Source organism: Flavicella sp. (assembly GCF_037132785.1).
Classification (GTDB): Bacteria; Bacteroidota; Bacteroidia; order Flavobacteriales; family Flavobacteriaceae; genus Flavicella.
On record NZ_JBAHZZ010000123.1, the window covers coordinates 1 to 25671 of the forward strand.

Annotated in this window: 24 protein-coding genes; 14 read left to right on the forward strand and 10 right to left on the reverse strand. The window is 32.1% G+C overall.

The features are described from left to right. The first annotated feature begins 146 nt into the window (after positions 1-146). Both V5787_RS08240 and V5787_RS08245 read left to right on the forward strand, forming a co-directional pair. On the forward strand, positions 147-494 hold the full coding sequence (locus tag V5787_RS08240) for a transposase (protein ID WP_336892790.1): 348 nt from the start codon (positions 147-149) through the stop codon (positions 492-494). A 183-nt stretch (positions 495-677) separates the two neighbouring features. Further along, the gene (locus tag V5787_RS08245; RefSeq protein WP_336892768.1) at positions 678-1892 is read left to right on the forward strand and encodes a cysteine desulfurase; all 1215 of its coding nucleotides are present in this window, start codon (positions 678-680) and stop codon (positions 1890-1892) included. 72 nt (positions 1893-1964) lie between these two features. Here V5787_RS08245 and V5787_RS08250 read toward each other — a convergent pair whose 3' ends face one another. Both V5787_RS08250 and purN read right to left on the reverse strand, forming a co-directional pair. Then, positions 1965-2597 carry a ribonuclease H family protein gene (locus V5787_RS08250; RefSeq protein ID WP_336892769.1) on the reverse strand — a complete coding sequence of 211 codons (633 nt, stop codon included), beginning with the start codon at positions 2595-2597 and terminating at the stop codon, positions 1965-1967. Positions 2598-2650: 53 nt separating this feature from the next. After that, on the reverse strand, positions 2651-3211 hold the full coding sequence (purN, locus tag V5787_RS08255; protein WP_336892770.1) for a phosphoribosylglycinamide formyltransferase: 561 nt from the start codon (positions 3209-3211) through the stop codon (positions 2651-2653). Positions 3212-3387: 176 nt separating this feature from the next. Between purN and V5787_RS08260 the strand changes: the two genes are divergently transcribed. From V5787_RS08260 to V5787_RS08285, 6 genes are all read left to right on the forward strand, one after another. Continuing rightward, entirely contained in the window at positions 3388-3624 is a 237-nt protein-coding gene (locus tag V5787_RS08260) for an acyl carrier protein (protein ID WP_152286074.1), read from the forward strand. Positions 3625-3631: 7 nt separating this feature from the next. Beyond that, positions 3632-4882 (forward strand): beta-ketoacyl-ACP synthase II, encoded by a 1251-nt coding sequence (fabF, locus tag V5787_RS08265; protein ID WP_336892771.1) that lies wholly within the window; start codon positions 3632-3634, stop codon positions 4880-4882. Between the two features lie 7 nt (positions 4883-4889). Then, complete coding sequence (gene rnc / locus V5787_RS08270) at positions 4890-5630, forward strand: ribonuclease III (RefSeq protein ID WP_336892772.1); 741 nt, start codon at positions 4890-4892, stop codon at positions 5628-5630. A gap of 74 nt (positions 5631-5704) precedes the next feature. Next, the gene (locus V5787_RS08275) at positions 5705-6190 is read left to right on the forward strand and encodes an IPExxxVDY family protein (protein WP_336892773.1); all 486 of its coding nucleotides are present in this window, start codon (positions 5705-5707) and stop codon (positions 6188-6190) included. Positions 6191-6192: 2 nt separating this feature from the next. Beyond that, complete coding sequence (gene pyk / locus V5787_RS08280; RefSeq protein WP_336892774.1) at positions 6193-7635, forward strand: pyruvate kinase; 1443 nt, start codon at positions 6193-6195, stop codon at positions 7633-7635. A gap of 135 nt (positions 7636-7770) precedes the next feature. Beyond that, the gene (locus tag V5787_RS08285; protein WP_336892775.1) at positions 7771-8226 is read left to right on the forward strand and encodes a CBS domain-containing protein; all 456 of its coding nucleotides are present in this window, start codon (positions 7771-7773) and stop codon (positions 8224-8226) included. Here the strand turns inward: V5787_RS08285 and V5787_RS08290 are convergent. The 4 genes from V5787_RS08290 to V5787_RS08305 all read right to left on the reverse strand — a co-directional run bounded on the left by V5787_RS08290 (position 8223) and on the right by V5787_RS08305 (position 13077). Then, positions 8223-8573, reverse strand: coding sequence for a hypothetical protein (locus V5787_RS08290; RefSeq protein WP_336892776.1), 351 nt, complete (start codon positions 8571-8573; stop codon positions 8223-8225). The two genes, V5787_RS08285 and V5787_RS08290, sit on opposite strands and share 4 nt — an antisense overlap. Positions 8574-8815: 242 nt before the next feature. Then, the gene (locus V5787_RS08295; RefSeq protein ID WP_336892777.1) at positions 8816-10321 is read right to left on the reverse strand and encodes a carboxypeptidase-like regulatory domain-containing protein; all 1506 of its coding nucleotides are present in this window, start codon (positions 10319-10321) and stop codon (positions 8816-8818) included. Between the two features lie 854 nt (positions 10322-11175). Beyond that, entirely contained in the window at positions 11176-11484 is a 309-nt protein-coding gene (locus V5787_RS08300; RefSeq protein WP_336892778.1) for a hypothetical protein, read from the reverse strand. Positions 11485-11616: 132 nt separating this feature from the next. Then, positions 11617-13077, reverse strand: coding sequence for a sulfatase-like hydrolase/transferase (locus V5787_RS08305; protein WP_336892779.1), 1461 nt, complete (start codon positions 13075-13077; stop codon positions 11617-11619). Positions 13078-13434: 357 nt separating this feature from the next. Between V5787_RS08305 and V5787_RS08310 the strand changes: the two genes are divergently transcribed. The 3 genes from V5787_RS08310 (at position 13435) to V5787_RS08320 (ending at position 18642) form a co-directional block, all read left to right on the forward strand. Continuing rightward, positions 13435-16515: a SusC/RagA family TonB-linked outer membrane protein gene (locus tag V5787_RS08310; protein ID WP_336892780.1), complete on the forward strand. Its 3081-nt coding sequence runs from the start codon at positions 13435-13437 to the stop codon at positions 16513-16515. 4 nt (positions 16516-16519) lie between these two features. Further along, positions 16520-18088: a RagB/SusD family nutrient uptake outer membrane protein gene (locus V5787_RS08315; RefSeq protein WP_336892781.1), complete on the forward strand. Its 1569-nt coding sequence runs from the start codon at positions 16520-16522 to the stop codon at positions 18086-18088. A 215-nt stretch (positions 18089-18303) separates the two neighbouring features. Continuing rightward, positions 18304-18642 carry a DUF6686 family protein gene (locus tag V5787_RS08320; protein ID WP_336892782.1) on the forward strand — a complete coding sequence of 113 codons (339 nt, stop codon included), beginning with the start codon at positions 18304-18306 and terminating at the stop codon, positions 18640-18642. Between the two features lie 13 nt (positions 18643-18655). Here V5787_RS08320 and V5787_RS08325 read toward each other — a convergent pair whose 3' ends face one another. From V5787_RS08325 to metG, 3 genes are all read right to left on the reverse strand, one after another. Continuing rightward, complete coding sequence (locus V5787_RS08325; protein ID WP_336892783.1) at positions 18656-19186, reverse strand: DinB family protein; 531 nt, start codon at positions 19184-19186, stop codon at positions 18656-18658. A gap of 118 nt (positions 19187-19304) precedes the next feature. Further along, positions 19305-19574, reverse strand: a complete 270-nt coding sequence (locus V5787_RS08330) for a Rid family hydrolase (protein ID WP_336892784.1) — start codon at positions 19572-19574, stop codon at positions 19305-19307. 126 nt (positions 19575-19700) lie between these two features. Next, positions 19701-21785: a methionine--tRNA ligase gene (gene metG, locus V5787_RS08335; RefSeq protein WP_336892785.1), complete on the reverse strand. Its 2085-nt coding sequence runs from the start codon at positions 21783-21785 to the stop codon at positions 19701-19703. A 162-nt stretch (positions 21786-21947) separates the two neighbouring features. Here metG and V5787_RS08340 point away from each other — a divergent pair, with 162 nt between their 5' ends. Both V5787_RS08340 and V5787_RS08345 read left to right on the forward strand, forming a co-directional pair. After that, on the forward strand, positions 21948-22919 hold the full coding sequence (locus V5787_RS08340) for a glycosyl transferase family 90 (RefSeq protein WP_336892786.1): 972 nt from the start codon (positions 21948-21950) through the stop codon (positions 22917-22919). A gap of 105 nt (positions 22920-23024) precedes the next feature. Beyond that, a complete protein-coding gene (locus tag V5787_RS08345; RefSeq protein ID WP_336892787.1) occupies positions 23025-23936 on the forward strand; it encodes an LD-carboxypeptidase in 912 nt (303 codons plus the stop codon). A gap of 38 nt (positions 23937-23974) precedes the next feature. Here the strand turns inward: V5787_RS08345 and V5787_RS08350 are convergent, their stop codons facing one another. Beyond that, positions 23975-24124: a hypothetical protein gene (locus V5787_RS08350; RefSeq protein ID WP_336892788.1), complete on the reverse strand. Its 150-nt coding sequence runs from the start codon at positions 24122-24124 to the stop codon at positions 23975-23977. A 722-nt stretch (positions 24125-24846) separates the two neighbouring features. On the opposite strand from V5787_RS08350, the gene V5787_RS08355 reads away from it, so the two are divergent. Next, positions 24847-25206, forward strand: coding sequence for a YraN family protein (locus tag V5787_RS08355; protein ID WP_336892789.1), 360 nt, complete (start codon positions 24847-24849; stop codon positions 25204-25206). Positions 25207-25671: the final 465 nt, after the last annotated feature.

A 25671-nucleotide genomic window follows, 5' to 3' on the forward strand; every position in this document is an offset into this window, starting at 1 on the left:
AAATATCATTTTGGTTTTAAGAAACATCATGTAACCGATCAACAAGGCTTGGTTCTTGGAGTATTAACCACAACTGCAAGTTAAGAATGAGATATCTAATTTAGAAGATGTTTTAAATACAGTCACGTTAAAGGCTACCAAAAGACATTCCTTTAAAAGCGGATAAAGGGTATCAATCAAAGAAAAACGCAACACTTTTAAAAGATCGAAATTTAAAGAATCACATTCTTAAAAAAGCTGTTAAAAATAAATCATTGACAAAATGGGAAAAACGATTTAATAAATTAATTAGCAAAACAAGGTTTAAAGTGGAGCGAACTTTTGGAGGAATAAAGTTATGGTTTAAAGGAGGAATTGCAAGATATAGAGATATGGAAAAAATGCATACTCAAAATCTGATGGAAGCTATTTGTTACAATTTATATAGAAGTCCATGGATAATTGCCACTAATTCTGAAAAACAGAGGAAAATGAACCAAGAAAGAGATCCATAACTAATGAAAAAAAACATAAATTTTAGATTTAAAAAGTCAGAATTGAAATCTAAAACTGAAAAGAGCATTATGCAACGGTCTTCATACATGTTTTTGTGTTACAAACATAGTTATTATTTTTATTCTTATTTGTAGGTAAAAACTATTTCATGTAGTATTTTTGCAATTCAAATTTGCAGAATTATGATTGATATTCAGAAAATAAGAGCTGATTTTCCGATACTTAAAGAAGAGATAAATGGAAAGCCTTTGGTGTATTTTGACAACGCAGCAACAAGTCAAAAACCTCAAGTTGTAATTGATTCAATTGTAAATTATTATTCTAAAATTAATGCGAATATTCACAGAGGAGTACATACTTTAAGTCAGGTTGCAACGGATGCATACGAACAAGCTCGATTGAAAGTCCAAAAGCATTTTAATGCAAAAAATGCGTATGAAATTATTTTAACTGCAGGTACAACCCACAGTATAAATATCGTAGCAACAGGATTTACTGATTTTTTAAATAAAGGAGACGAGGTTATTGTTTCTGGATTGGAGCATCATTCAAATATTGTGCCTTGGCAAATGTTGTGTGAACGAACGGGTGCTGTATTAAAGGTGATTCCTTTTAATGAAGTGGGAGAATTGGAAATGCATGTTTATGATTCTTTATTGTCGGATAAAACTAAATTGGTTTTTGTCAATCATATTTCAAATGCTTTAGGCACCATCAACCCAATTCAAGAAATTATTGACAAAGCACATGCTGTTGGAGCGGCTGTTTTAATTGATGGTGCACAAGCCTGTCCTCATATAAAACCTGATGTTCAAGGCTTGGATGTTGATTTTTATGTGGCTTCAGCTCATAAATTATGTGGTCCTACCGGAGTGGGGGTTTTATATGGAAAAGAAGAATGGTTAAATAAATTACCTCCTTATCAAGGAGGAGGAGAAATGATCGAAACCGTAACTTTTGAAAAAACAACCTATGCAGGTTTACCTCATAAGTTTGAAGCAGGAACTCCTAATATCGCTGGAGGTATTGCTTTTGGAGTTGCTTTGGACTATATGAACGAAATTGGTTTTGAGGCGATTTCCGCTTACGAAAATGAGTTATTGCAATACGGAACTGAAAAATTATTAGAAGTAGAAGGACTTCGAATTTATGGAACTTCTAAAAACAAGGCAGCTGTAATATCTTTTAATATCGGAACCATTCATCCTTTTGATATAGGAAGTATACTAGATAAATTTGGTGTTGCTGTTAGAACGGGACATCACTGTGCACAGCCGATTATGAATTATTATAATATTCCTGGAACAGTTAGGGCTTCTTTTGCTTTTTATAATACCAAAGAAGAAATTGATGTTCTGGTTACTGCAGTAAAAAAAGCACAAATTATGCTTTCTTAGAAACGAAGTTTCATTTAATTAAAAAAGGAGGTTAGATTACATCCGAGTGAGGTAATAAAAAACCGAAAGTTATCATTTTCGACCAAAGTCAGCAGGAATTTCACCCCAAGCTTTTGTTTCCCATTTTAAAATAGGGTTTTGATAAGGATTTTTTTTTAACCAAAGTTCAGCTCTTTTTATCAAATCGAATAAAACTTCTGTGTTTTTATTTAAAGGAAGTTTGGTTTTACATTTACGTTGTTTTACCCACGAGATTGCAATTCTAGAATCAGAATATATAGGCAGGTTTGGTTGTTTTTTTTGTTGTAACCAAGCCAGACCATGTACCAATGCCAAAAACTCACCAATATTATTGGTTCCAGATTTATAAGGACCTTGAATAAAAAGTTGTGTTCCAGTACTGGTAGCAACACCACGATACTCCATTTTACCTGGGTTTCCACTGCAAGCGGCATCTACAGCGATGGTGTCTAATATAGGTTTTCCATAGGCTTTTTTTTCTTGAGCTGTAAGTTCTTTCTTTTTTGTGCTTAGCCCTTTGTGTTCATCATAGGTTCCACGAAAAGCTTTTTCAGCCATTTTTTTGTCTGCGAATGATTTGTATTTTGCTCCAGAATATCCATCAATATTTTTTTTACATACAGACCAAGAAGTGAAAACACCTCTGTTTTTTCCTTCCCAGACTACATAATATTTTTTTGCCATTTTTCAGAACCCTACGCTTATCGAAGGGTGGTTTAATAGATAAAGTTTCTTAATTATAAAATCGTTTCTTCAATTACTTTAGGAAAATTAGCATATTCTAGTTTATGAATACTCTTAGCGATGTCTTCAGGAGTATCTGTAATTAGCACAGGTGTTTTTGCTTGAAAAATAATTGCACCTTCGTCGTAATTTTCGTTTACAAAGTGGACCGTAATACCCGTTTCTGTTTCCCCTTGCTCTTTTACAGCATTGTGAATATTCATTCCATACATGCCTTTTCCTCCAAATTTAGGAAGTAATGAAGGGTGTATGTTAATAATTTTATTTGGATACGCATCAACGATGTTTTGAGGTATTTTTAGTAAAAACCCTGCTAATATCACATAATCTGCGTTTTGTTGCAAGTATTCCAATACCACTTCCTCCTCAAAAAAGGATTTTCTGGAAAAATACTGCGATGGGACATTTAGTTTTTTTGCTCTATCTAAGACCTTTGCTTCTTTTCTGTTTGTTACAATCGAAGTTATACTTATTTCGTTGTGACTTTCAAAGTATCTAATGATGTTTTCTGCGTTGCTACCTGATCCGGAAGCCAATATTACTAATCTTTTCATTGTATATTATAAAGGGAATTGAAGTACAAAAAAACAATAAATATTAATATTAAACCAAGATAATCAAATTATTAAAGATATTTTTTTATTTTAGTGAACACATTTTCTTCGTAAAATGCTTTTTTAAATGAAAGTTTATTATTTTTGCCAAGATTTAAAATTTAAAATAAAAAATTATGTCAGACATTGCATCAAGAGTAAAAGCGATCATCGTTGATAAATTAGGCGTTGACGAGAACGAAGTAACTAACGAAGCTAGCTTCACAAATGATTTAGGAGCTGATTCATTGGATACAGTTGAATTGATTATGGAATTTGAGAAAGAATTTTCTATTCAAATCCCAGATGACCAAGCAGAAAACATTGGAACCGTTGGACAAGCAGTAAGCTATATAGAAGAAGCAAAAAAGTAATACTTTTATGGAATTAAAGCGAGTAGTAGTAACTGGACTTGGTGCATTGACGCCAATCGGAAATAATATTGAAGAATATTGGAATGGACTAGTAAATGGTGTCAGCGGAGCTGGACCTATTACTAATTTTGATGCTGCCAAGTTCAAAACTCGTTTTGCTTGTGAATTAAAAGGATTTGACGTCCATGAATTCATCAACAGAAAAGAGGCTAGAAAAATGGATAAGTTTACTCAGTATGCAATGGTTGCAGCTGATGAAGCTATCGCGGATGCTGGTTTAACATCTGAAAATGTTGATGTTGACAGAGTTGGGGTGATTTGGGGAGCAGGAATTGGTGGTATTGACACTTTTGAAAAACAAGTGATGGAATTTGCTGCTGGTGATGGAACGCCAAAATTCAACCCATTTTTCATTCCTAAAATGATTGCTGATATAGCTCCAGGAATGATTTCTATCAAACACGGTTATAGAGGTCCAAACTTTACAACAGTGTCTGCATGTGCCTCTTCGGCAAATGCAATTATTGATGCCTTAAATTATATACGTTTAGGGTATGCTGATATTATTGTTTCAGGAGGTTCTGAAGCAGCGATAACACATGCGGGTATGGGAGGTTTCAATGCTTTACATGCTCTTTCTACAAGTAATGATGACCCAAAAACGGCATCAAGACCATTTGATAAAAACCGAAACGGTTTTGTTATGGGAGAAGGTGCAGGATCATTAATTTTAGAAGAATATGAACATGCCAAAGCGCGTGGAGCAAAAATATATGCTGAGATAGCTGGAGGAGGACTTTCTGCAGATGCTCACCATTTAACAGCTCCGCACCCAGAAGGCTTAGGTGCTAGAAATGTAATGTTAAATTGTATCAAAGATGCCGGACTTACAATAGACGACATTGACGCAATTAATGTACATGGTACATCAACTCCATTAGGAGATATTGCTGAAACAAAAGCAATTTTAGATGTGTTTGGTGAAAAAGCATACAAAATCAATATCAATTCAACAAAATCAATGACAGGGCATTTATTAGGTGCTGCTGGTGCCATTGAAGCAATTGCTTCAATTTTGGCAATGAAACATGGAATTGTTCCTCCAACAATTAATCATGTTACAGTTGATGATCGGATTGACGAAAAATTAAATCTTACTTTAAACAAAGCTCAGAAAAGAGATGTTAAAGTTGCGATGAGTAATACTTTCGGATTTGGCGGACACAATGCTTGTGTATTGATAAAAAAAATAGACTAAATTACATTTGAAACTTATTCGAAACATAATAAGATCTCTAGATAAAGAGGAAGAGGAATTTTATGTTGCGTTAAAAAAACTTTTAGGTTTTCGACCTAAAAATATTAACTATTACAAAACAGCCTTTATTCATCGATCTGTTAAAGTATTAGACGAGAATGGGAATTCTATCAATTATGAAAGGATGGAGTTTTTAGGAGATGCTATGCTCGGTTCTATTATAGCAGCTTTTTTGTTTAAAATGGTGCCAGATGGAAATGAGGGGTACCTCACTCAAATGCGTTCTAAAATTGTAAGTAGAAATCAATTGAATGCGCTGGGAAAAGATTTGAATCTTGTTCGTTTTGTAAAAAGTACCATTTCGAAAAACCGAATGGGGCAAAACATATATGGAAACATATTTGAGGCTCTTATTGGAGCTATTTATTTAGATAGAGGATACGTATATTGCGAGAAATTTATTAACAAAAGGGTCATTGATGCCTTTGTTGATATACCTTCATTAGAGAATAAAATTACCAGTTATAAGGGGATTGTTATTGAATGGTGCCAAAAGACGAAAAAGAAACTTGAATTCGCAACTTATGAGGATTCAGGCAATGAAAACATTAGGCATTATAGTGTAAAATTGATGATTGAAAACAAAGTGGTTTCTAAAGGCCGGTCAACATCGAAGAAGAAAGCTGAAGAGATCGCTTCTAAAAGAATTTATTTTGTTTATCAACATGAAATAAAAAAAGTATTCTAAAAGGCTACAACGTTTTCGTATCTTTTTTTTTTGGTACTCTAAATTATAAGTAACTTAGCCAAAGTTTTGTTTTTATGCAAGTACATTCTTTAGAAATAGATGATTTTGAAGATTCAAATTTCACATTAATTAGTATCTATACGAGTTTGTCTGATTATAAACTGGCTTATCTTTTAAATAGGAACTTAAATATTTCTTTTAAAAAATCAAAAGATTCGTTAGTGTTGGAAGACGGCTTACAAAGAGCCTGTTTTTCCGTTTATAGACACGAGGATGAATCTAAAGATATGAATTGGTATTTAATAGAAAATAAATATCATGGAATTTCAAGTGACCCTATTGAAAATGGTTTATTTGGCGCAATTAATGAAACAGTAAATAGAACGAGCTACTTAATCCCAGAGAAGAAAAAAACGGATTTTTTAGTAAAAATAGAAGGTGATTACGACTCGTATTTGGTTCACGAGACGATACAAAACATTAATAAACTGGAGCAAGTTATGACCTCCTATAAAATAGACATAACAACACTAAAGTCGAAAGATTTTTTAATTATATAATTATGCCAAATACTAAAAAGACAAAAATTGTTGCAACCCTTGGTCCTGCAATTAACAACAGAGAAACTTTAAAAGAGTTGATGATCTCTGGTGTGAATGTTTTTAGAATTAACTTTTCTCATGCTGATTACACTGAGGTTAAGAAAATTGTTAAAATCATTAGAGAATTAAATGAGGAAATGGAATACCATGTCGCTTGTTTGGCTGATTTACAAGGACCTAAATTACGTGTAGGTGTAATGGAGGAAGGAATTGTGTTAGTAAAAGGAGATGTATTTACCTTTACAACTGCTGATTTACCAGTAGGAAATAAGGATAAGGCCTTTATGACGTATAAAAACTTTCCTGTCGATGTAAAAGTTGGAGAACAAATTTTAGTAGATGATGGTAAATTACTTTTTGAAGTAACTGCTACTGATGGAAAAGAAATAGTAACTACAAAAGTATTACGTGGAGGTCCGTTAAAATCTAAGAAAGGTGTGAACTTACCAAATACAGAGATTTCTTTACCTGCATTGACAGAGAAAGATATTAAAGACGCAATTTTTGCATTGTCCTTAGAAGTAGATTGGATGGCTTTGTCTTTTGTTCGTAATCCAGAAGATTTAGATGCTATTCATAAATTAATTAGAGAGAATTCTGATACTTCAGTATACAGAACTAGAGTTATTTCTAAAATCGAAAAACCAGAAGCTTTAGAAAATATTGATGCAATTATAGCGAATACAGATGCCTTAATGGTAGCTCGTGGCGATTTAGGTGTTGAGATTCCTATGGCTGAAGTGCCATTGGTGCAAAAGATGTTGGTAAGAAAAGCGAAAGAGGCTAAGATACCAGTAATTATTGCAACTCAAATGATGGAAACTATGATTGAAAATCAAGTTCCAACAAGAGCAGAGGTAAATGATGTTGCGAATTCTATTATGGATGGTGCAGATGCAGTGATGTTATCGGGAGAGACTTCTGTTGGTGAATTTCCAAATGAGGTAATCAAGAAAATGCGTGAGATCATTGTAAGTGTAGAGCACTCTCCATTAATTGATGTGCCAAGACAAGCACCTGTATTTAGTAATACTGAGCGTTATTTATCTGATGCCGTTTGTTACCAAGCAGCTTCTTTGGCAGATCAAATTAAAGCAAAAGCAATTGTTACTTTAACATACTCAGGTTATACGGCATTTCAAATATCTGCTTTAAGACCAAATTCTCATATTCAAGTATTTTCTCCAAACAAAAGAGTATTGGCTATGCTGAACTTGTTTTGGGGTGTAAAAGCTAGATATTATGAAAGTGATGAATCTATGACTAAAACGATTGCTCAAGTAAATCAAATGGTTGTTGACAAAGGTGTTTTAAATTCTGGTGATTATGTGATTAACTTAAATTCAACTCCTATAAAAAAGAAAGGGATGGTAAACAATTTACGTGTTACGAAAATTGTTTAATTCATTCTTTTAAAGAAAAAAAGTGATTTTAAAATGCCTGTGTACTTTGTATACATGCATTTTTTTGATAATTTGAATTGCTCAAAGAAAGATAAAAAAAAATAAGTATCTTTAAAATTCTCTAAAACAATTAGAATGGCAATAAAAAATTTCAAAGCAGCAACAATCAAGCAAGAAAAGAAAGTCTCAGACAAGATTTTAGTGTCGAAATATATGACGACCAAATTAATTACCTTTAAGCCAGAACAGTCAGTTCTTGAGGTAATGGAGTTGTTGATAAAAAACAAAATATCTGGAGGTCCAGTAGTGAATGATAAAAATGAATTGCTAGGGATAATTTCAGAAGGAGACTGTATGAAACAGATAGCAGAAAGTGGTTATTATAACCTTCCTATGAATCATGTGAAAGTAGAAGACCATATGGTAAAAAATGTTGACACAATTAATACAGGTATGTCAATTTTTGAAGTTGCAAGTTTGTTTTATACATCGAAAAGAAAACGTTTTCCTGTTTTGGAGAATGGAGCCTTGGTAGGGCAAATCAGCCGAAGAGACATATTAAAAGCGGCCTTGGCTTTAAAAGATATTTAGGATTCTTTTCTAACAAGTAGAAAATATCCATTATCTAAAGGTAGATAACCCTGATCGTAGATATAATAATAAATATTACCTGTTTGTGTAGTATAGATATTAGTAAAATATTTAAAATAAAACCCCTCATCTGTTAGTTTAAATTTTGGAATTTTTGTCTTTCCACTGCGATTTAATTTGGTGAGAACCTTGTGGTTTTTTTTAAGTCGATTATTGATGTTTCTTACTAAGTTTTTGGATTCAGAATCTACTTTGTTATTGTATGAATTTCTACAATAATCGGAACAAAACTTTTTATCCGATCTTCCTATAAATTCTTCTGCACATTCTAAACATTGTTTTTTCATAACCTAAACTTCTTAAGAAGTTCCTAAGATACAAAATAGACTTTATTATTTCTTATATTTAAAACATTCTGAAATAATTGATTGTAAATCCGAGCTTCGGAGGTATTATGCCATTTTAACATTTAAATGACGCATTAAATTCGTTTCTTTTTCATTCATATTTCATACAAAAACAAAACCGTAACAGGGCTATACTTCTATTTTTATTGCTTATCTGAATAAAAAATATTCCAAAATTAGTATTACTCTAGTTTTTTGTAGTTTTTTAATTGTTTTGTGGGTTCAATGATGTCGTAGCCTTTCCATAGGTTTTTATCAAATTGATCAATATTGATAATATTAAATGTTTTCTTTTCTTTATAGTTTTCAAATTGTTCCTCTGTTAATTTTTTCGTTTTGATGGCAAAATATTCAATAGCCTCTTGAACCTGTAAATCAAGATTCAAACCTATTTTTAACTCCACTAATTTTTTGTCAAATAGAAATCTGTTTTTTTTCTTTTGGAGTGCTATTTTTCTCTTAATTCTAAGATTGTATTTTTTGTTAAATGAAAAATATTTCAATCGATAGATGTCTGCGACCTTTTCAAAATAGATAGTGCCGTGAAAGTCGATTTCCTCATATCCAACCCCTAGAAAATTAAACTTTTTACCAGTTTTACCTTCGCTGTATTTATAAGAAGCTTTTAATAGTGCATAGGTGTCTGTTGAGACATAAAGTTTTCCCTCAAACATTCCTTTGTTTTTAGGTGTAAAAGAGATGATATATACGGATTCCCCATTTGTTGAAGTACTGCCTTCAAATTCGAAATTATATCGATTTGTTTTGTGTAAAAACTCCCATAGATCTTTATCTTCAAAAGTTATGTAGTTTATTTTATCTTCAATCAGGTATTTGTAATACTTTAAGGGTCTGTTTTCTGAACTTTTTTGTTTTCTAATTGAATCTTTAGGAAGATCTATTTTTTGACCGAAAATTCCACTTTTTATTTTCCAATATTCTTCTTCGCCTGTATTTGCAAAAAGTTTATCAAATAGAGGTTTGTAGTTTTCTAGACCTGCCAAATCTTTTGAGGTGAGTTCAACGGCTTTGATTGGATCTAATTTTAATTCGGATCGTTTGGCGTCAATATAGAAGTCTGCAAGAAAATCGAAGTATGATGTTGAGTTTTTAGGAGTTTTATTTTCAAAATCACGAATGATATCTTCGTTGAGTTCTTTAATTGTGCTTTTTTTGTAATCGAGTTCAATTTTATTTACATCTGTGATATAACGTTCACGTACAAATATTCGATCTTTGTGGAAGTTGGTCTGGTAATTGGCGCTTTTGTTTTTAAGCACATTTTTTACGATGTGCTCTGCGTCTAGATTTCTGTTAGTGATAATTACCTCGTCAATAGACATTACATTTTCAGATAAAAAAACTCGTGGAAGCTTGATTAAGTTATTGATTGTAATGGTTTTTGTTTTATAGCCTAAAAACTGGAAAGAAACTGTATCAGTTGGGGCAAGGTCTGATAAGTCAATAGAATAGCTCCCTTTTTCATTGGTAATTGTTCCTCTATTGTTTTTTAAAATCAAAACATGTACATAAGGTAATACGCTATTGTAAAGAGAGTCTAATACAGCTCCCTCAATCACAGTTCTTGTTTGTGAAAAACAGAAGGTAAAGCAGCTTAAAAAGACTGTAAGGGCAGAAAGCGCGAATATTTTTTTTGCTAGAGAAGAGTGTTTGATTAAAGATGACATAAATTTTTAATGACTTTTGGAGATTTGAGAAATTGTAATGACAAGACAATAAATTTATTTTCTAGTTCCTTCCTAAATATTTATATAAAAAAGAGAAAAGAGAATGCCGATTCTATATCTCAAATTATTTTTTGAGTTGTTCAACAAAAACATCCATTCTTAATGTCAAAGATAAGCTTATTTGGTCAGGAAATTCTAAAATTAGATCATTCACTTTTCAATAGACTGTCTACTATTATTAATAAAAATAGTCAACCTATATCAGGGTAATACATGCGTTTTATTTCTTTTTAAGAAATAACAACTTACTTGTACCTAAAATCTAAAACTACCATACAACTACAGACTCTAATCATCTCTATAGAAAACATAAGAACCTAGTAAAAATCAAAGTGCCTAATAGACAGGAACAACTATGGGTAAGCGATATAATACCATTTTAACATACAAATGACGCATTAAATTCGTTTCTTTTTCATTCATATTTTACATAAAAACAAAATCGTAACTGGGCTATGCTTCTATTTTCATTGCTTATTTGAATAAAAAAATTCCAAGTTATTATTACGTCATTTAAAAAACAAATTGGTGTTATTTGGTCATACGACAAACTTAAATCACTACAGACCAATTACAACTCGCCGACTGTATCATTTTTCGTTTTTGAAAACTTGCTTTGTAAGCAACAGCGGAAAATCTAATTTTTCAAACCTAACCTCCACGGTCTGTTGCTCTAACTGTAATGTTTTAATATTTATGTAGGTTCCATTTTGCTTATCTTCTAATGATAAGGCTACTTTTCGATTACTTTTTAAGGCAATAATGAAATCATTTTTTCTACTGAAGAAAACCAACTATCTGCCAAAGACATGGTCAAAATACCAAGTATTAAGTTCACTTTCATCTGTATATTGTTTTTCTTGTGTGGAATCATCAAAGTTTAAAATGACCGTTTCTTTTGATTGCATCAATTCTTCAATATAAGGTTTTGCCTTTTTCCATAGAAATTTACTGTCGTAAACGCCTGTTGACAACTCTCTTGTTATTTTGTCATGCTTTATCGAAAATAAGGATGCCATTCCTGTAGCTGTAGTGTAAGAACTTGAACTTATTAAGTAATCTGTATATAAATCAACAAAATTATCAGTCTTTTTTCTTCTCAAAGTTATTAACAAGACAGAATATTATTTTCTTAAATCTAAATTATTACTGCGTAAGGTGAGTTAATAATACACTCTTTACCAAACAGAATAAATCCAATCTCGCCATAAGACAAAACGGCACCCTTGAAACAATTATTCCTTTTGATCCCATAGCCTATAAGGATCATTATGCGCTTTCATTTGCTCTAGCAACAATGATTCCATTTCCTCTCGCTTGTCTGCATATAAGGGATTGCTGGCTAAATTAGTTTCCATTTTACCTGTTTTTTTGTGTTCAGGTAAATACTCATTAGGGTTTTCTTTTAAATTAAAAAGCTGCGTTTTGCGAATGGTCCCCTGCATAAGGTCATATTTTATTAACTTCCAATCTCCTTTTGTAACACTTCGCATCCCTGGTTTCGAGCCTCCACTATAAACCCCATACATTACATCTCTTATTTTGTCTTTTTCTCCTTCTAATACAGGTTTAAAACTAAGCCCTTGAACAGAATTAGGAATATCAATCCCAGCTAAGTCACAAACGGTAGGTAAAATATCTAATAAATAAATGTTTCCTTCAACATTTATTCCAGCTTTAATTCCTGGTCCTTTAACTATAAAAGGCACACGCCAAGTATGTTCATATAAATTTTGTTTTCCTGTTAAACCATGTCTACCAATTGCAATTCCATGATCGGAAGTATAAATAATATAAGTATTTTCCAACTCGCCCATTTCTTCCAGTTTAGCAAGAACTTTACCAATTTGGATATCAATATTTTCAGCACAGGCATATTCTCGCCCTAACTCATTACGTATAGTCTGTTCATCACGATTTTTCCAAACACCACTCACTCGTTCTTCATCTCTTAAATTCTTATGTCCATGGAAAAACGGGTGCTTTAGAAGATAATTATCCTGTAAAACGGGTTGTTTAGGATTTGCTGAAGGAAGGCTGTTTTTATCAGTATGATTAACGGCTCCATATTTTTCTAATAACTCGGGAGTACCATTACGAATATCATGCGGATGAGAAAAACCAAAATAAATAAAGAAAGGATCTTTTTCCTCATTCACCTGTCTATCACTCAGGTAATTAAGAACTTGTTTAGAATGCCAAGCACTACCCGTTTCTTCAGTTCCTCCCCGTTTTGTTGCATCATGCACAACAGTAAATTGTTCGTTTGCATCGGCATAAGAATTTCCTTTTTTACAGGTTCTCATTGTTTTGTATCCTGCCCGATTAAAGACTGCTCCTATAGTCTGAAGCTCTAAACTATCTGGACAGATGGCTTTTTTATAACCTGCACTAGCAGGGAGATTCCATACGGTACGTCCTGACATAATCATATGACGTGATGGAGTACAAACAGCTCCATTCATTGAGCCCATATGTCTAGCACTGTCGAAAACCATACCGTCTCTTGCTAATTTAGCTATACTGGGGGTTTCTAAAATTGATTTCCCATCGTAAATTTTTAAATCAAAAGGAGATTGATCATCAACTAATACAAATAAAAAGTTAGGACGTTTTAATTTTTGTGTTTTTTTCTGTTGAGCATTTAAACTTATAAAAGCAATGCTTAATATGGAAAGAAGGATTCTTTTTTTCATGGTTTAATAATTAATTAGTATAACTTTTTATAGTTTTTAATTCATCGATAATAAATTTTGCTGTTTCATAATAAGAACTTATCAAAACGTTTAAAATAGAAGTTGTGTTTATGAGTTGTATTCAGCTAGCTAATCAAAGTAAAATCCTTGTTTTTTTTAAGTGATTTTCCGTGAAATAACATATTTTATCTTCCAAAGGTAGTAAATATAATTGAAGATTTATGAATGAAAAAGTCTAAAAAGAGACATTATATGCTTGATTGTCATTGACTAGTCCTTTTATGTCGTTTGTCGAGTTTTTTTTTATAAAACGTATTAGCATTATATTTTTAGGAAGCTAACAATTAACAATATTTTATGAAAAACAAGAATTTAGTATTTATTATGCTTTTTTCTCTGCTAATTAGCCTTCAGGTTTTTGCGCAAGAAAAAAACATTACAGGAACAATAACAACTGCTGGTGATGGGATTCCTCTTCCAGGAGTTTCTGTATTTGTAGAAGGAACAAATAGAGGTACACAAACTGATTTTGATGGTTTGTACTCTATAGAAGCATTTGAGGGTGAAAATTTAAAAGTTTTATTTTTAGGAATGAAAGATGTAACAGTTATTATTGGAGATGCTACTTTAGTAAATATTTCTATGGAGGAAGATTCTCAAGCCTTAGACGAAGTAATAATTACTGCTTTAGGAATTAAAAAAGAGAAAAAAGCATTGACGTATTCTGCTCAACAAGTTGGAGGAGATGAATTGACAAGGGTAAAACAAACCAACCCTATTAATAGTTTGTCTGGTAAATCGGCAGGTATTTCTATTACTCGTAGTTCATCAGGAGTAGGTGGCTCATCAAAAGTGGTCTTAAGGGGTAACTCTTCTACAACAAACAATGATCCCTTATATGTGATTGATGGTGTGCCAATGCAAAATAGCGGAAATGGGGCTTCTTCAAGAGGAAGTGTTTATGGTGATGCAACGGGAAATAGAGATGGAGGAGACGCAATGTCTATGATTAATCCAGATGATATTGAAAGCATAACTGTTTTAAAAGGCGCATCTGCAGCTGCTTTATATGGATCTCAAGGAGCCAATGGTGTAATTTTAATTACAACTAAAAAAGGGAAAGAAGGAAGATTAACTGTAAATGTAAATTCTAGTTTTACTGTGGACAATGTCATTTCATTACCAAAATTACAATCTGATTACCAATCTAATTCAGTTGGACAGGCTGTTGCTGAAAACGGAAATGTTACAGACCCTAGATCCTGGGGCGAAAAAGCAGAGGGCTTGTCTAATAATACCGATGATTTTTTTGAAACAGGCTATACTGCCATTCAGTCTATTTCTCTTTCAGCAGGGACTAAAAATGCTCAAACATATTTATCTTATGCTAATACCTTGGCACAAGGGGTCACTCCTAACAATAAATTGATTCGTAATAATATAACGATAAGAGAATCAATGAATTTTTATAAAGATAAATTACAAGTCAACGCAAGTGTAAGTTTATCAGATCAAAGAATAGACAACAGACCGATAAACGGTTTGTTTGCAAACCCGTTAACAGGTTTATATTTACACCCTGTAGGAGTTGATAGAAGTGTTTATAAAGATAAATATGAGTATTTCAATGTAGAGACAAATATGATGGATCAATATGCTACGTCATTTGATGATATGATTCAACAAAATCCTTATTGGTTAGTAAATAGAACTCCTTCTAAAGATATTGCAGAAAGAGTTGTAGCGAATGTTTCTGTAAACTATAAAATTACAGAAAAACTCTCTTTACAATCTAGAGTTAGTTACGACAAGTCTTTTTTAACCTATGACAAGAGAATGTATGCTGGAACTGAATTTGCTACAGAAACAGGACGTTATATTTTAGAGAAAACTGAAAACACACAACAGTATATAGATTTAATAGCAAACTATAATACAGATTTAAATGAAAATATTTCGTTTACGGGTTTGTTAGGAACTAGTTTGACGAAGTATAAGATAGGAGACAAAATGTATTTAGACTCTGGAAATCAAACAGGTTTAAAATACCCTAACTATTTTACGATTTCCAATTTTACCTCTACCTATGGTATTCAACAAACGGTTACTAATAGAGAAATACAATCTGTTTTTGCATCTGCAAACTTTGGGTTTTATAACAAGGTTTTCTTAGACGTCACAGGTAGAACAGACTGGTCTTCAACTCTGGTGAATACAGGGTCTTTGTCTTTTTTTTACCCATCTGTTGGATTGACAGGAGTATTGTCTGATATTTTTGAATTACCCGCATCCGTTTCTTTTGCAAAAATAAGAGGCTCTTATGCTGAGGTAGGGAAAGATATTCCTGCTTATGCTACAATTCCTTTGAATACAATCCCTTTAGGACAAGACAATTTTTCAAAACCTACATTTGGAGTTAAAGAAGGGGAAACCCTAAGACCAGAAAGACAAAAGTCTTTTGAATTAGGAACTGAGTGGAGATTCTTTGGAAATAGATTAGGATTTGACCTGACATATTATAACTCTAAAACGATAGATCAAATATTTTATATCTCAGCAGAACCAAATACAGAGGGCTATGAACAAAATATTGTAAATGCAGGTGAAATTTCTAACTCAGGTATTGAGTTGATAATTAATGGAAAACCTATTGTAAATGATAATTTAATTTGGAATTCCTCTATAAATTTTGCAATGAACAAAAACAAAGTCGTTTCTGTGCATGAAGATCTAGAAAGTGGAGAAGCTGTTCTTACAGTACCTGGAGTTAATGGATATGGCTATTCATTAATAGAAGGGGAAGACTTTGGTTCTATCCGAGGCCGTTCAGTAGTAAGAAATGAAGATGGATTGGCAATTGTTACAGATGAAGGTGACGGGAATTTAACAATTGAATCAACAGATTTTGAAACAATAGCACATGCTCAACCTGATTTCACCCTAGGGTGGAATAATAATTTTGAATATAAAAATTTTAATATTAGTTTCTTAATTGATGCTAAAATTGGAGGTGAGGTAGTGAGTCTTACAGAGGCTATTAACGATCATTATGGAGTGTCACAAGCAACAGCAGATGCCAGAAACACCAATGGAGGCATGATAGATGTAGTAGATACTGATGGGAATTCCAAGCAAATGACCGCTCAAGATTATTATTCAAAAACAGGAGGTAGAGCTGGTCTGTTAGGTGAATATGTATATGACGCAACCAATGTAAGTTTGAGAGAATTTTCGGTTGGATATAACATGAGCTTTTCAGAAAGTGCTGTAAAAAATTTAAGATTTTCTTTAATAGCAAACAACCTTTTCTTCTTTTACAAAAAGACACCCTTCGATCCGAATATCACTTCGAGTACAGGGAATGGGTTACAAGGAGTTGACATTTATGGTCAACCTTCTACAAGAAGCATAGGATTAAATGTTAACGTAAATTTCTAAGACCATGAAAAAATTGATAAAACTCACATTTGCTTTAATGATTGCACTAAGCTTAGTGCAATGTACAAGTGATTTTGAAAAGATAAATACAAATCCTGAAGGGATTTCTGATGAAAGTTTAACCCAAATGAACAATCATATTGGAGGTTCATTTACACCCATGTTTTTATATGTAATGAATGTAACCTCTGGCTATCAAACACAACAAAATTTGATAGGGGATGTTTATTCAGGATATATGTCATCTCCAACCCCTTTTTTAGGGAATGTAAATAATATGACTTATTCTTTAGTTGATGGTTGGAATGGAGAGCCTTGGTCTAAGGCGTATGAAGAGGTAATGCCATTTGCTTTGGACATAAAAAATACTGTAACTAATACAGGTGATGCAACTGCATTTATATTTATTCATTTAGCGAATATTATTAAAGTAACCGCAATGCATAGAGTATCTGATATCTATGGACCTATTCGTTATTCTAAATATGATGATATTGATACAACAGGAGAGTATGATTCTCAGGAAGTAGCCTATACAGCTTTCTTTACAGATCTAGGCGAGGCTATAGATGCTTTAGAAGAGTTTAAGTCAGACGTCCGATTTACAGATTTTGATATGTCTTCATTAGAAGGTGATATCTCATTATGGAGAGCATTTGCAAATTCTTTGCGTTTGCGTTTGGCTTTGAGAATTGTAAAAATAAACCCAACTCTTGCAAAAACACAAGGAGAATTAGCCTTGGCAAGTAATGCAGGTTTTTTGGAAACAGATATGTTTATCAATTCTGGTTTTCCGCATCCCTTAACTTATATTAGTGGTACTTGGGGAGATATTCGAATGGGAGCAGAAATGGAATCTGTTTTAACAGGTTATAACGATGGTAGGTTAGAACATTATTTTAATCCTGCAGAAGACACTTCTTTAGGAAGTTTTTATAAAGGAATCAGAATGGGTATTGCAATAGTCTCTAAAACAGAATATGTTGCCCACTCTTCAATTGGTTCAGTAGTGGATGGTGAAACTATGCAATGGATGTCTGCTGCCGAAGTAGACTTTTTACAAGCAGAATCAGCTTTAAGAGCTTGGACTGGAGCAGGATCTGCCGCTACACATTATACAAATGGTGTAACAACTTCTTTTACTCAACATGGTGTTGCTGATGTAGCTTCTTATTTAGCAGATGATACAAGTACTCCTGCAAATTTTGTTGATGCTCTAAACAAGGCAAATAATATTGCTTATGCAAGTGATGTAAAAATAGCATATAATGCTAGCGGTACTAACGAGGAGCAGTTAGAACAAATTATTACTCAAAAATGGATTGCAATGTTCCCCGATGGTCAAGAAGCTTGGTCTGAATTTAGAAGAACAGGCTACCCTAGAATTTTCCCTGTGATTGTAAACAATAGCGGAGGTAAAATAGATACAGATATTCAAATTAGAAGAATCAATTTTGTAGTAAGCGAAAGAAATACCAATGCTGCTAATGTAAATATCGCTATAGGGTATTTAGGTGGTGATGATACTGGAGGCACACGTCTTTGGTGGGATATTGCTGGAGGTAATTTTTAATAATAGAATATCCATTTATTTTCATAAAGAAGTTTCGATTAGTACTAAATGGGAGTCTTTAAAAGCTCCCGTTTTTTAGATAAAATTGTAAAAGAGAACTCTAAACGAACTAAGATAACATAAGACCGTTGCATAATGATCTCTTTGATTTCAATTTTGACTTTTTAATCTAAAATTTATGTTTTTTTTCATTATTTACCTTGCAACGATCTTGTATGATGACATCAGATATCAAAATCCTAAACACAACAACCAATGGTATTGTTTCTAAAAGTCGACACGTTGACGAATACCATGTTCTATTCAAAAACCATAATTTTTCTTTTCCGTTAAAGGCTTATGACGATTTTACCAAATATATTATTGATTTGAATAATGTTTTTGAGGATAACTACGCTACAACAGATTGTTACTGTCAAGAAATAAGTATTACCACTGCAAACAAAACGATTAAAGCTCAACTTAGTTATAATGATTTGAAGGAATTGTTCTCTTTAAGTTCCATCAAAGAAAACATCATGAACAGAATTGCTTATAGCTTTTCACTCAATTAAAACCTAGATCTAACTATTCGTGGTTAAAAGTTCCACTAAAATAGTTATCGTTTAAAACACTAATATGATGAATTGGGTGTCCCACTATAACAAAACCTAAAGCGAGAACTGAAATATTAACAGAAAAACAAACCCCTTCTTTTAAAAACATTTCTTTTGTGAAGTTTTTAAAAAGATGAATAGTAGAACTGCGAACGGCTTTAAACTCTTCTAACAAATCATCAATAGACTTGTCTTCTAGACTGGTGTTTTTCGCATATACATTTTCATCATAACCAGGCATTATATTCTTGTCATTTCTAGCAAATGCCAATGCTCTGTATGCCTGTACTCTTTCTGTATCTATAATATGCTGTAATATGTCTTTTGGAGACCATTTCCCTTGTTGGTATTGATAATTTTGAAACTCTATTAGTTCTTCTCTCAGCTTATCAAGCAAAAATGTGGTGTCTTTTAATTGAGTCATCAGATCAATATCTGGATTTGAAAGATTGATATAACGATCAAAAAACTCTGGCATAAATTTAAAATCATTTACCTTCATTGCTTTTCTTTTTTAATACGGTTACTTCAACTTCTATCTTTATTTTATCATTTATTAGCCCCGCAGAAATCATAGTTGCTGCAGGTTTAATTTCACCAAAATATTTACGCAATACTGGTCAGCATTTTTCAAAGTCAGAGGCTATTGGAACTATATAATGAACCCGAACAACACCCTCCAAAGAAGCTTCTGCTTTAGCTAATGTTTCTACAAGATTCTTAAAACACTGTTCAGTTTGTTCTACGATAGAATCTGAAATTGTCATGCTTTTATAATCATATCCTGTTATACCTGATACAAATACCCAATTATCTTGTACTACTGCCCTAGAATAGCCTATTTCCTTTTCGAAGGTAGACCCTGAACTTATCAATTTTCTATCACTCATGTTTTTGGCACTAAAATATGTAATCTTTTCTAACTTCTTAAAATATTAAAACCTACTATTTTATAGAATAGCAGGTTTTAATATATTGACAAAAACAGATTTTGAAGTAAAGTCAGAATAAAAATTTTAACTTACTTGCGAACCATTTGCAACATTTTCTGCTGATGGTTGTACAAAGGCTAATTTCCCCTCTTTAGTATCTGTCATTAAAATCATTCCTTGACTTTCAACTCCTCTCAATTTACGAGGAGCTAGATTTACCAAAACAGAAACTTGTTGACCGATAATATCTTCTGGTTTAAAACTTCCTGCAATTCCCGAAACTATCGTTCTAACATCAATTCCAGTATCCACTTTTAACACCAATAATTTTTTAGTTTTTGGCATTTTTTGAGCTTCAATAATAGTTCCGATACGGATATCCATTTTTGTAAAGTCATCAAAAGTAGCGGTTTCTTTTTGACCTTCTACCACCCTAGTCTCTGCTTTATTTGCCAATTTGGTTGCTTCTAATTTATCTAATTGAAACTGAATTTCGGCATCTTCAATTTTAGCAAATAATAATTCTGCTTTTCCAATAGTGTGTCCTTTAGGAAGCAATACCTCCTTAGAACTTACATCAGCCCATGAATTTTCAATACTATTCTCTTTTGTCGAATCACTAGAACTAATATTTAATATTCCCTTTAATTTTTTTGAAGTATAAGGCAAGAAAGGTTCAGACAATACTGACAAACCTGTAGCGATTTGTATTGCTACATACATTATTGTTTGTACTCTTTCTGGATCTGTTTTTATTTGTTTCCACGGCTCTTCATCTGCCAAATATTTATTTCCTAAACGCGCAAAATTCATCAACTCTCCCAAAGCTTCTCTAAAACGGTAACGTTCTATCGATTTTGAAATTATTTGAGGGAAAGCTTTTAATTGCTCTAAGGTTTCTTCATCTATAGATGTAAGCTCATTTGGAGCAGGAACAACACCTTTATAATATTTATTAGTAAGCACTACTACTCGATTGATAAAATTCCCGAATACCGCAACCAATTCATTATTGTTACGAGCTTGAAAATCTTTCCAAGTAAAATCGTTATCTTTAGTTTCAGGTGCACCTGAAGTTAGAGCATAACGCAAAACATCTTGCTTATCTGGAAATTCTTCTAAATATTCATGTAGCCAAACAGCCCAGTTTTTAGAGGTCGATAATTTCTTTCCTTCCAAGTTTAAAAACTCATTGGCAGGTACGTTATCAGGTAAAATATAATCTCCATGTGCTTTTAACATTGCCGGGAAAATAATACAGTGAAATACAATATTATCCTTTCCTATAAAATGCACTAATTTGGTGTCCTTATCTTTCCAATAAGGCTCCCAATCTTTTCCTTCTCTTGCAGCCCATTCTTTTGTTGAAGAAATATATCCAATAGGAGCATCAAACCACACATACAAAACTTTTCCTTCTCCTCCTTGTACAGGAACTGGAATTCCCCAATCCAAATCACGGGTTACCGCTCTCGGACGCAATCCATCATCAATCCAGGATTTTACTTGTCCGTATACATTTGATTTCCAGTCCTTTTTATGACCTACTAAAATCCATTCTCTTAAAAAATCTTCATGTTTGTCCAAAGGTAAAAACCAATGTTTTGTTTCTTTTAAGGTAGGTATATTTCCAGTAATTGCTGATTTTGGGTTGATCAGATCTGTTGCATTATGTGATGTTCCACATTTTTCACATTGATCTCCATAGCTTTCTTCGTTTCCACATTTAGGGCAAGTACCAACAACAAAACGATCTGCCAAAAACTGTTTTGCTTCTGCATCATACAATTGCTCTTCTACTTTTTCTAAAAATTCGCCTTTTGCATCTAAATCTTTAAAAAACTGAGAAGCTGTTTCATGGTGAATTGCAGCAGAAGTACGAGAATAATTATCAAATGTAATTCCGAAATCCAAAAACGATTTTTTGATAATCCCATTATATTTATCTACTACATCTTGAGGAGATACACCTTCTTTCTTTGCAGTAATTGTGATAGGCACACCATGCTCATCTGAACCACAAACAAAGACAACATCTTTTCCTTTACATCTTAAATATCTTGCGTAAATATCAGCAGGCACATACACTCCAGCCAAATGACCAATATGTACAGGTCCATTTGTATAAGGCAAAGCTGCTGTAATGGTAATTCTCTTTGGGTCGTTCATCTTTAATTTTTAGTGAGCGCAAAGTTACATATTAATGTTGATTTTTACTAAAATCAACAATCGGCTTACAGTATTTTAATTACAACCATATCATTTCAGATTTTTCTAAGTATTTTTGTTGTAATATTTTCTAAAAACTAACTCCACTGATTTATCAAAAGAATGGACAAACTTATTGACATCTTTTCAGGTTATAAAAAAATAAAACTTTTCTATTACCTAAGAACCAACTTCTTTCACTTCCTCCCAATTCGGTATAACAAATGGTATAAAAAACATTTAATAAAGAAATTCAGTTCTGCTGAAGAGATAGAATACATACTAAAAAGAGTGAATTACTACAATAAACTTCAACCGGATACCGAACTCGATTTAGCAACCAAATCCATTAAACAATTCAAAAAAAACCATCGTAAAACAACTTATTATTTTGACACCATTGAGTATTTAAAATACTTTAACAAAAAATTAAAAATCAACACATTATTTGGTGATATTACCCACAGTCCAAATACATCATCTATAGTAAAAAGCAGACCTGTTAAAAACAATAAAAACTCAATTGTTTTAAACCTAAACAAAATTCGCCATTTTTTGTTTATAAAAGACAAAAACAAATTCCTAAATAAAAAAAACATCTTAATTGGTCGAGGGGTAGTAAAGAAACAAAAAGGATTGCGTTTACGATTTTTAGACACGCATTTCTCAAACCCATTATGTGATATTGGTCATACAAATGATTTTAAAGATAATAAATGGAAAGTAGGTTTTGTTCCTGTCTATGAACAATTAAAATATAAATTTATTTTATGCTGGGAAGGAAATGATGTTGCTACCAATTTAAAATATGTAATGTCTTCAAATTCATTAGCCGTCTTAACAAAACCTAAATATGAAACATGGTTTATGGAAGGCACTTTAATTGCAGGAATTCATTATGTTGAAATCAAAGATGACTTTTCTGATTTGAACGAAAAAATTAATTATTATTCGAAAAACAGTAAAGAAGCAGAAAACATCATTAAAAAGGCAAATGCATATACTAAACAATTTCAAAACAAAAAAAGAGAAGACCTGATTTCTATTCTCGTTTTAGAAAAATATTTTAAAAACACGAATCAACTTTTGGAATAAAGAGGTCATAAATAATAATATTGTATGAATTATAAGCAAAGAAAATTGAGATTAATTATATTTATTTTTTGTAGTTTTCAACTGTTAACTGCCCAGATTTCAACTATGAAAATACCGGATTACTTACAAAAAGGAGACACGGTTGCTATTGTAGCTCCGGCTGGAATCATAAAAAAAGAGGCCAATATTTATAAAGCTGCTGAGTTGGTGAAATCATGGGGATTACACGTAGTTATTGGGGAGCATGTTTTTGATAAAAACAATCATTTTTCCGCAACTGATAAAAACCGCCTTGCCGATATACAACAGGCTCTAGATACTCCAAATATAAAAGCTATTTGGTGTGCTAGAGGAGGTTATGGAACTGGGAGAATTATTGATCAAATTGACTTTACAACTTTTCAAAAAAAACCAAAGTGGATTATTGGTTACTCTGATATTACGGTGTTGCATAGCCATATCCATAACCTAAATATAGAAACCATTCATGGAATGATGCCCGTAAATATAGGACTCCCTGAAGAACAACGGCAACAGAGTGTTCTTACATTAAAAAAAGCCTTGTTTGGTGAATTATCCCAATATACCTTATCTAGCTCAAGTTATAATAAACTAGGAAGTGCTACTGGAAATTTGGTAGGTGGAAACCTAACGTTATTAGAAAACCTGCTTGGAACCTCTTCCTCTATAGATACAACAGACAAAATTTTGTTTATTGAAGAAATAGGAGAATACAAATACCATATAGATCGTTTATTGCAAGCCTTAAAAAGAAATGGATATTTTGATCATTGCAATGGGATTATTATTGGAGGAATGAGCCATATTAAAAGAAATAATCCTTTATATGGTCTTACAATAGAAGAAATAATTCTAGATGTTTTACCCGATAACAAGATACCTGTCATCTTTGATTTCCCTGCTGGTCACGACCCAGAAAACAGAGCGCTATATTTAGGAAGAAACATCGAAATGGTTGTTTCAAAAGATTCATCAACTGTTCGGTTCTTAAACTAAAAAACTACGGTCACAAAAGCTGCAGCCGTAACTCCTTCCTAAATAAATAATGGGTCATCATCCTCGTCATCGTCGTCCATTAAATGAGGTATTGGGTACAATGAATTGGTAACTTTCTCTATATAAATGAGTAGTTTATTTTCTGTAACTTTATCAGTTTTTCTTAGTATTCTTTTAATTTTTTCCATTTTTAATCTGTTTTTTTCTCATAAAAAAAGACACTTTAAAAGCGCCTTTATAATTCATAAGAAATATTATACCATTTCTAATCTGTCCTATAAAGGCTTGGGCAGTTACATATAACAAGTATCTTCTTAATAAACGTAACTTGTAAAATTTGCATTGTGCTAATTGTTTGATTACGTAAATGTTTGTTCATAATTAAAATATTTAGGTTGGTTTTTGAGTATAAAAAAAGCGTCCTAAAAGGACGCTTTGTATAATTTATTAGTTTTAAATTTAATGAACCAAATACAATAACGACCTTGTGAAAGAGTTCTTCTTCACAGAAATAAGTACCGTAATACGGCATGCTTTTGATTCGTTATGTAAATTTTGTTTTTTCATTCTAAACACCAACAATAAAGCAAAAAACATCAAAAAGCAGTTAGACAAACCAGAACAATAATACCAAATGAATTTCAGAGTGGTTGATAATAAATTTGAATTATTTTTTTCTTTAGATGAAATATAAAAGAAATAGAAACTATTTTAATGAATCATTTTGATGTTTATTTGGTATAAGACAGACTTAGAGGATCTACACAAAACAACTTTCTTAGATGCTTCAAGTGCTTTGTTTTATATAGAAAACCAAATTAATAGACAAAATTCAAAAATATGCTGTCGATTTTGATTCTTGAAATTTTAGATTGATTTTTTAATCTTTTATTTTTACCTTATTAAAAAAATGGCTGATCATAACGATTTCGGAATTCAAGGGGAAATTATTGCACGTAATTACTTGGTTAAAAAGGAATATAAAATTTTAGCACAAAATTGGCGTTATAGAAAGGCTGAAATCGATATCATCGCCATAAAAAAAAATGATTTAGCCATCGTAGAAGTAAAAACTCGTTCTTCTGATTATTATGGAAAACCACAAGACTTTATCAATACAAAAAAAATTCAATTGTTAGTAGAAGCCGCTAATGCTTATGTTATAAAAAACAATTTAGATGTAGAGGTCCGGTTTGACATTATTGCAATAATAGGCAAAAATGAGAATTTTAAAATAGAACATTTTGAAAATGCCTTTCTTTATTTTTAACTATTCAAAAATAACAGAATAAGCAATATCGTTAATTTGGCTATTTGTTTTTGGCGTGTCCCTTGCAATGGTTTTGAATACCCTTGTTTTATACAGAAAACATCATACTCATATGGGTTACATACCTAAAACATATCTGTATCCTCGTAAAAAACAGTTAAATAAATCGATGTAATTCAATAAAACCACCTATCTTTAATAAAGATTGAAAGCAAGTATAAATTGAGTTGTGTTCTTTTGGGAGTATAGGATAGACCAAAAAATCTTTGTTGATATGCTATAGATAGGAACTATTATTAATTAAAAAAACTATGAATTTAATACAAAAAACGCTTCTTTTATTATTTATCTCTTATTCATCCTATGCTCAAGTAGAGATAAAAGGAATCATAAAAGATTCTTCTAATGTAGCTATTGAGTTTGCTAATGTGGTATTAACGAATCAAAAAAATGAATTTGTTAAAG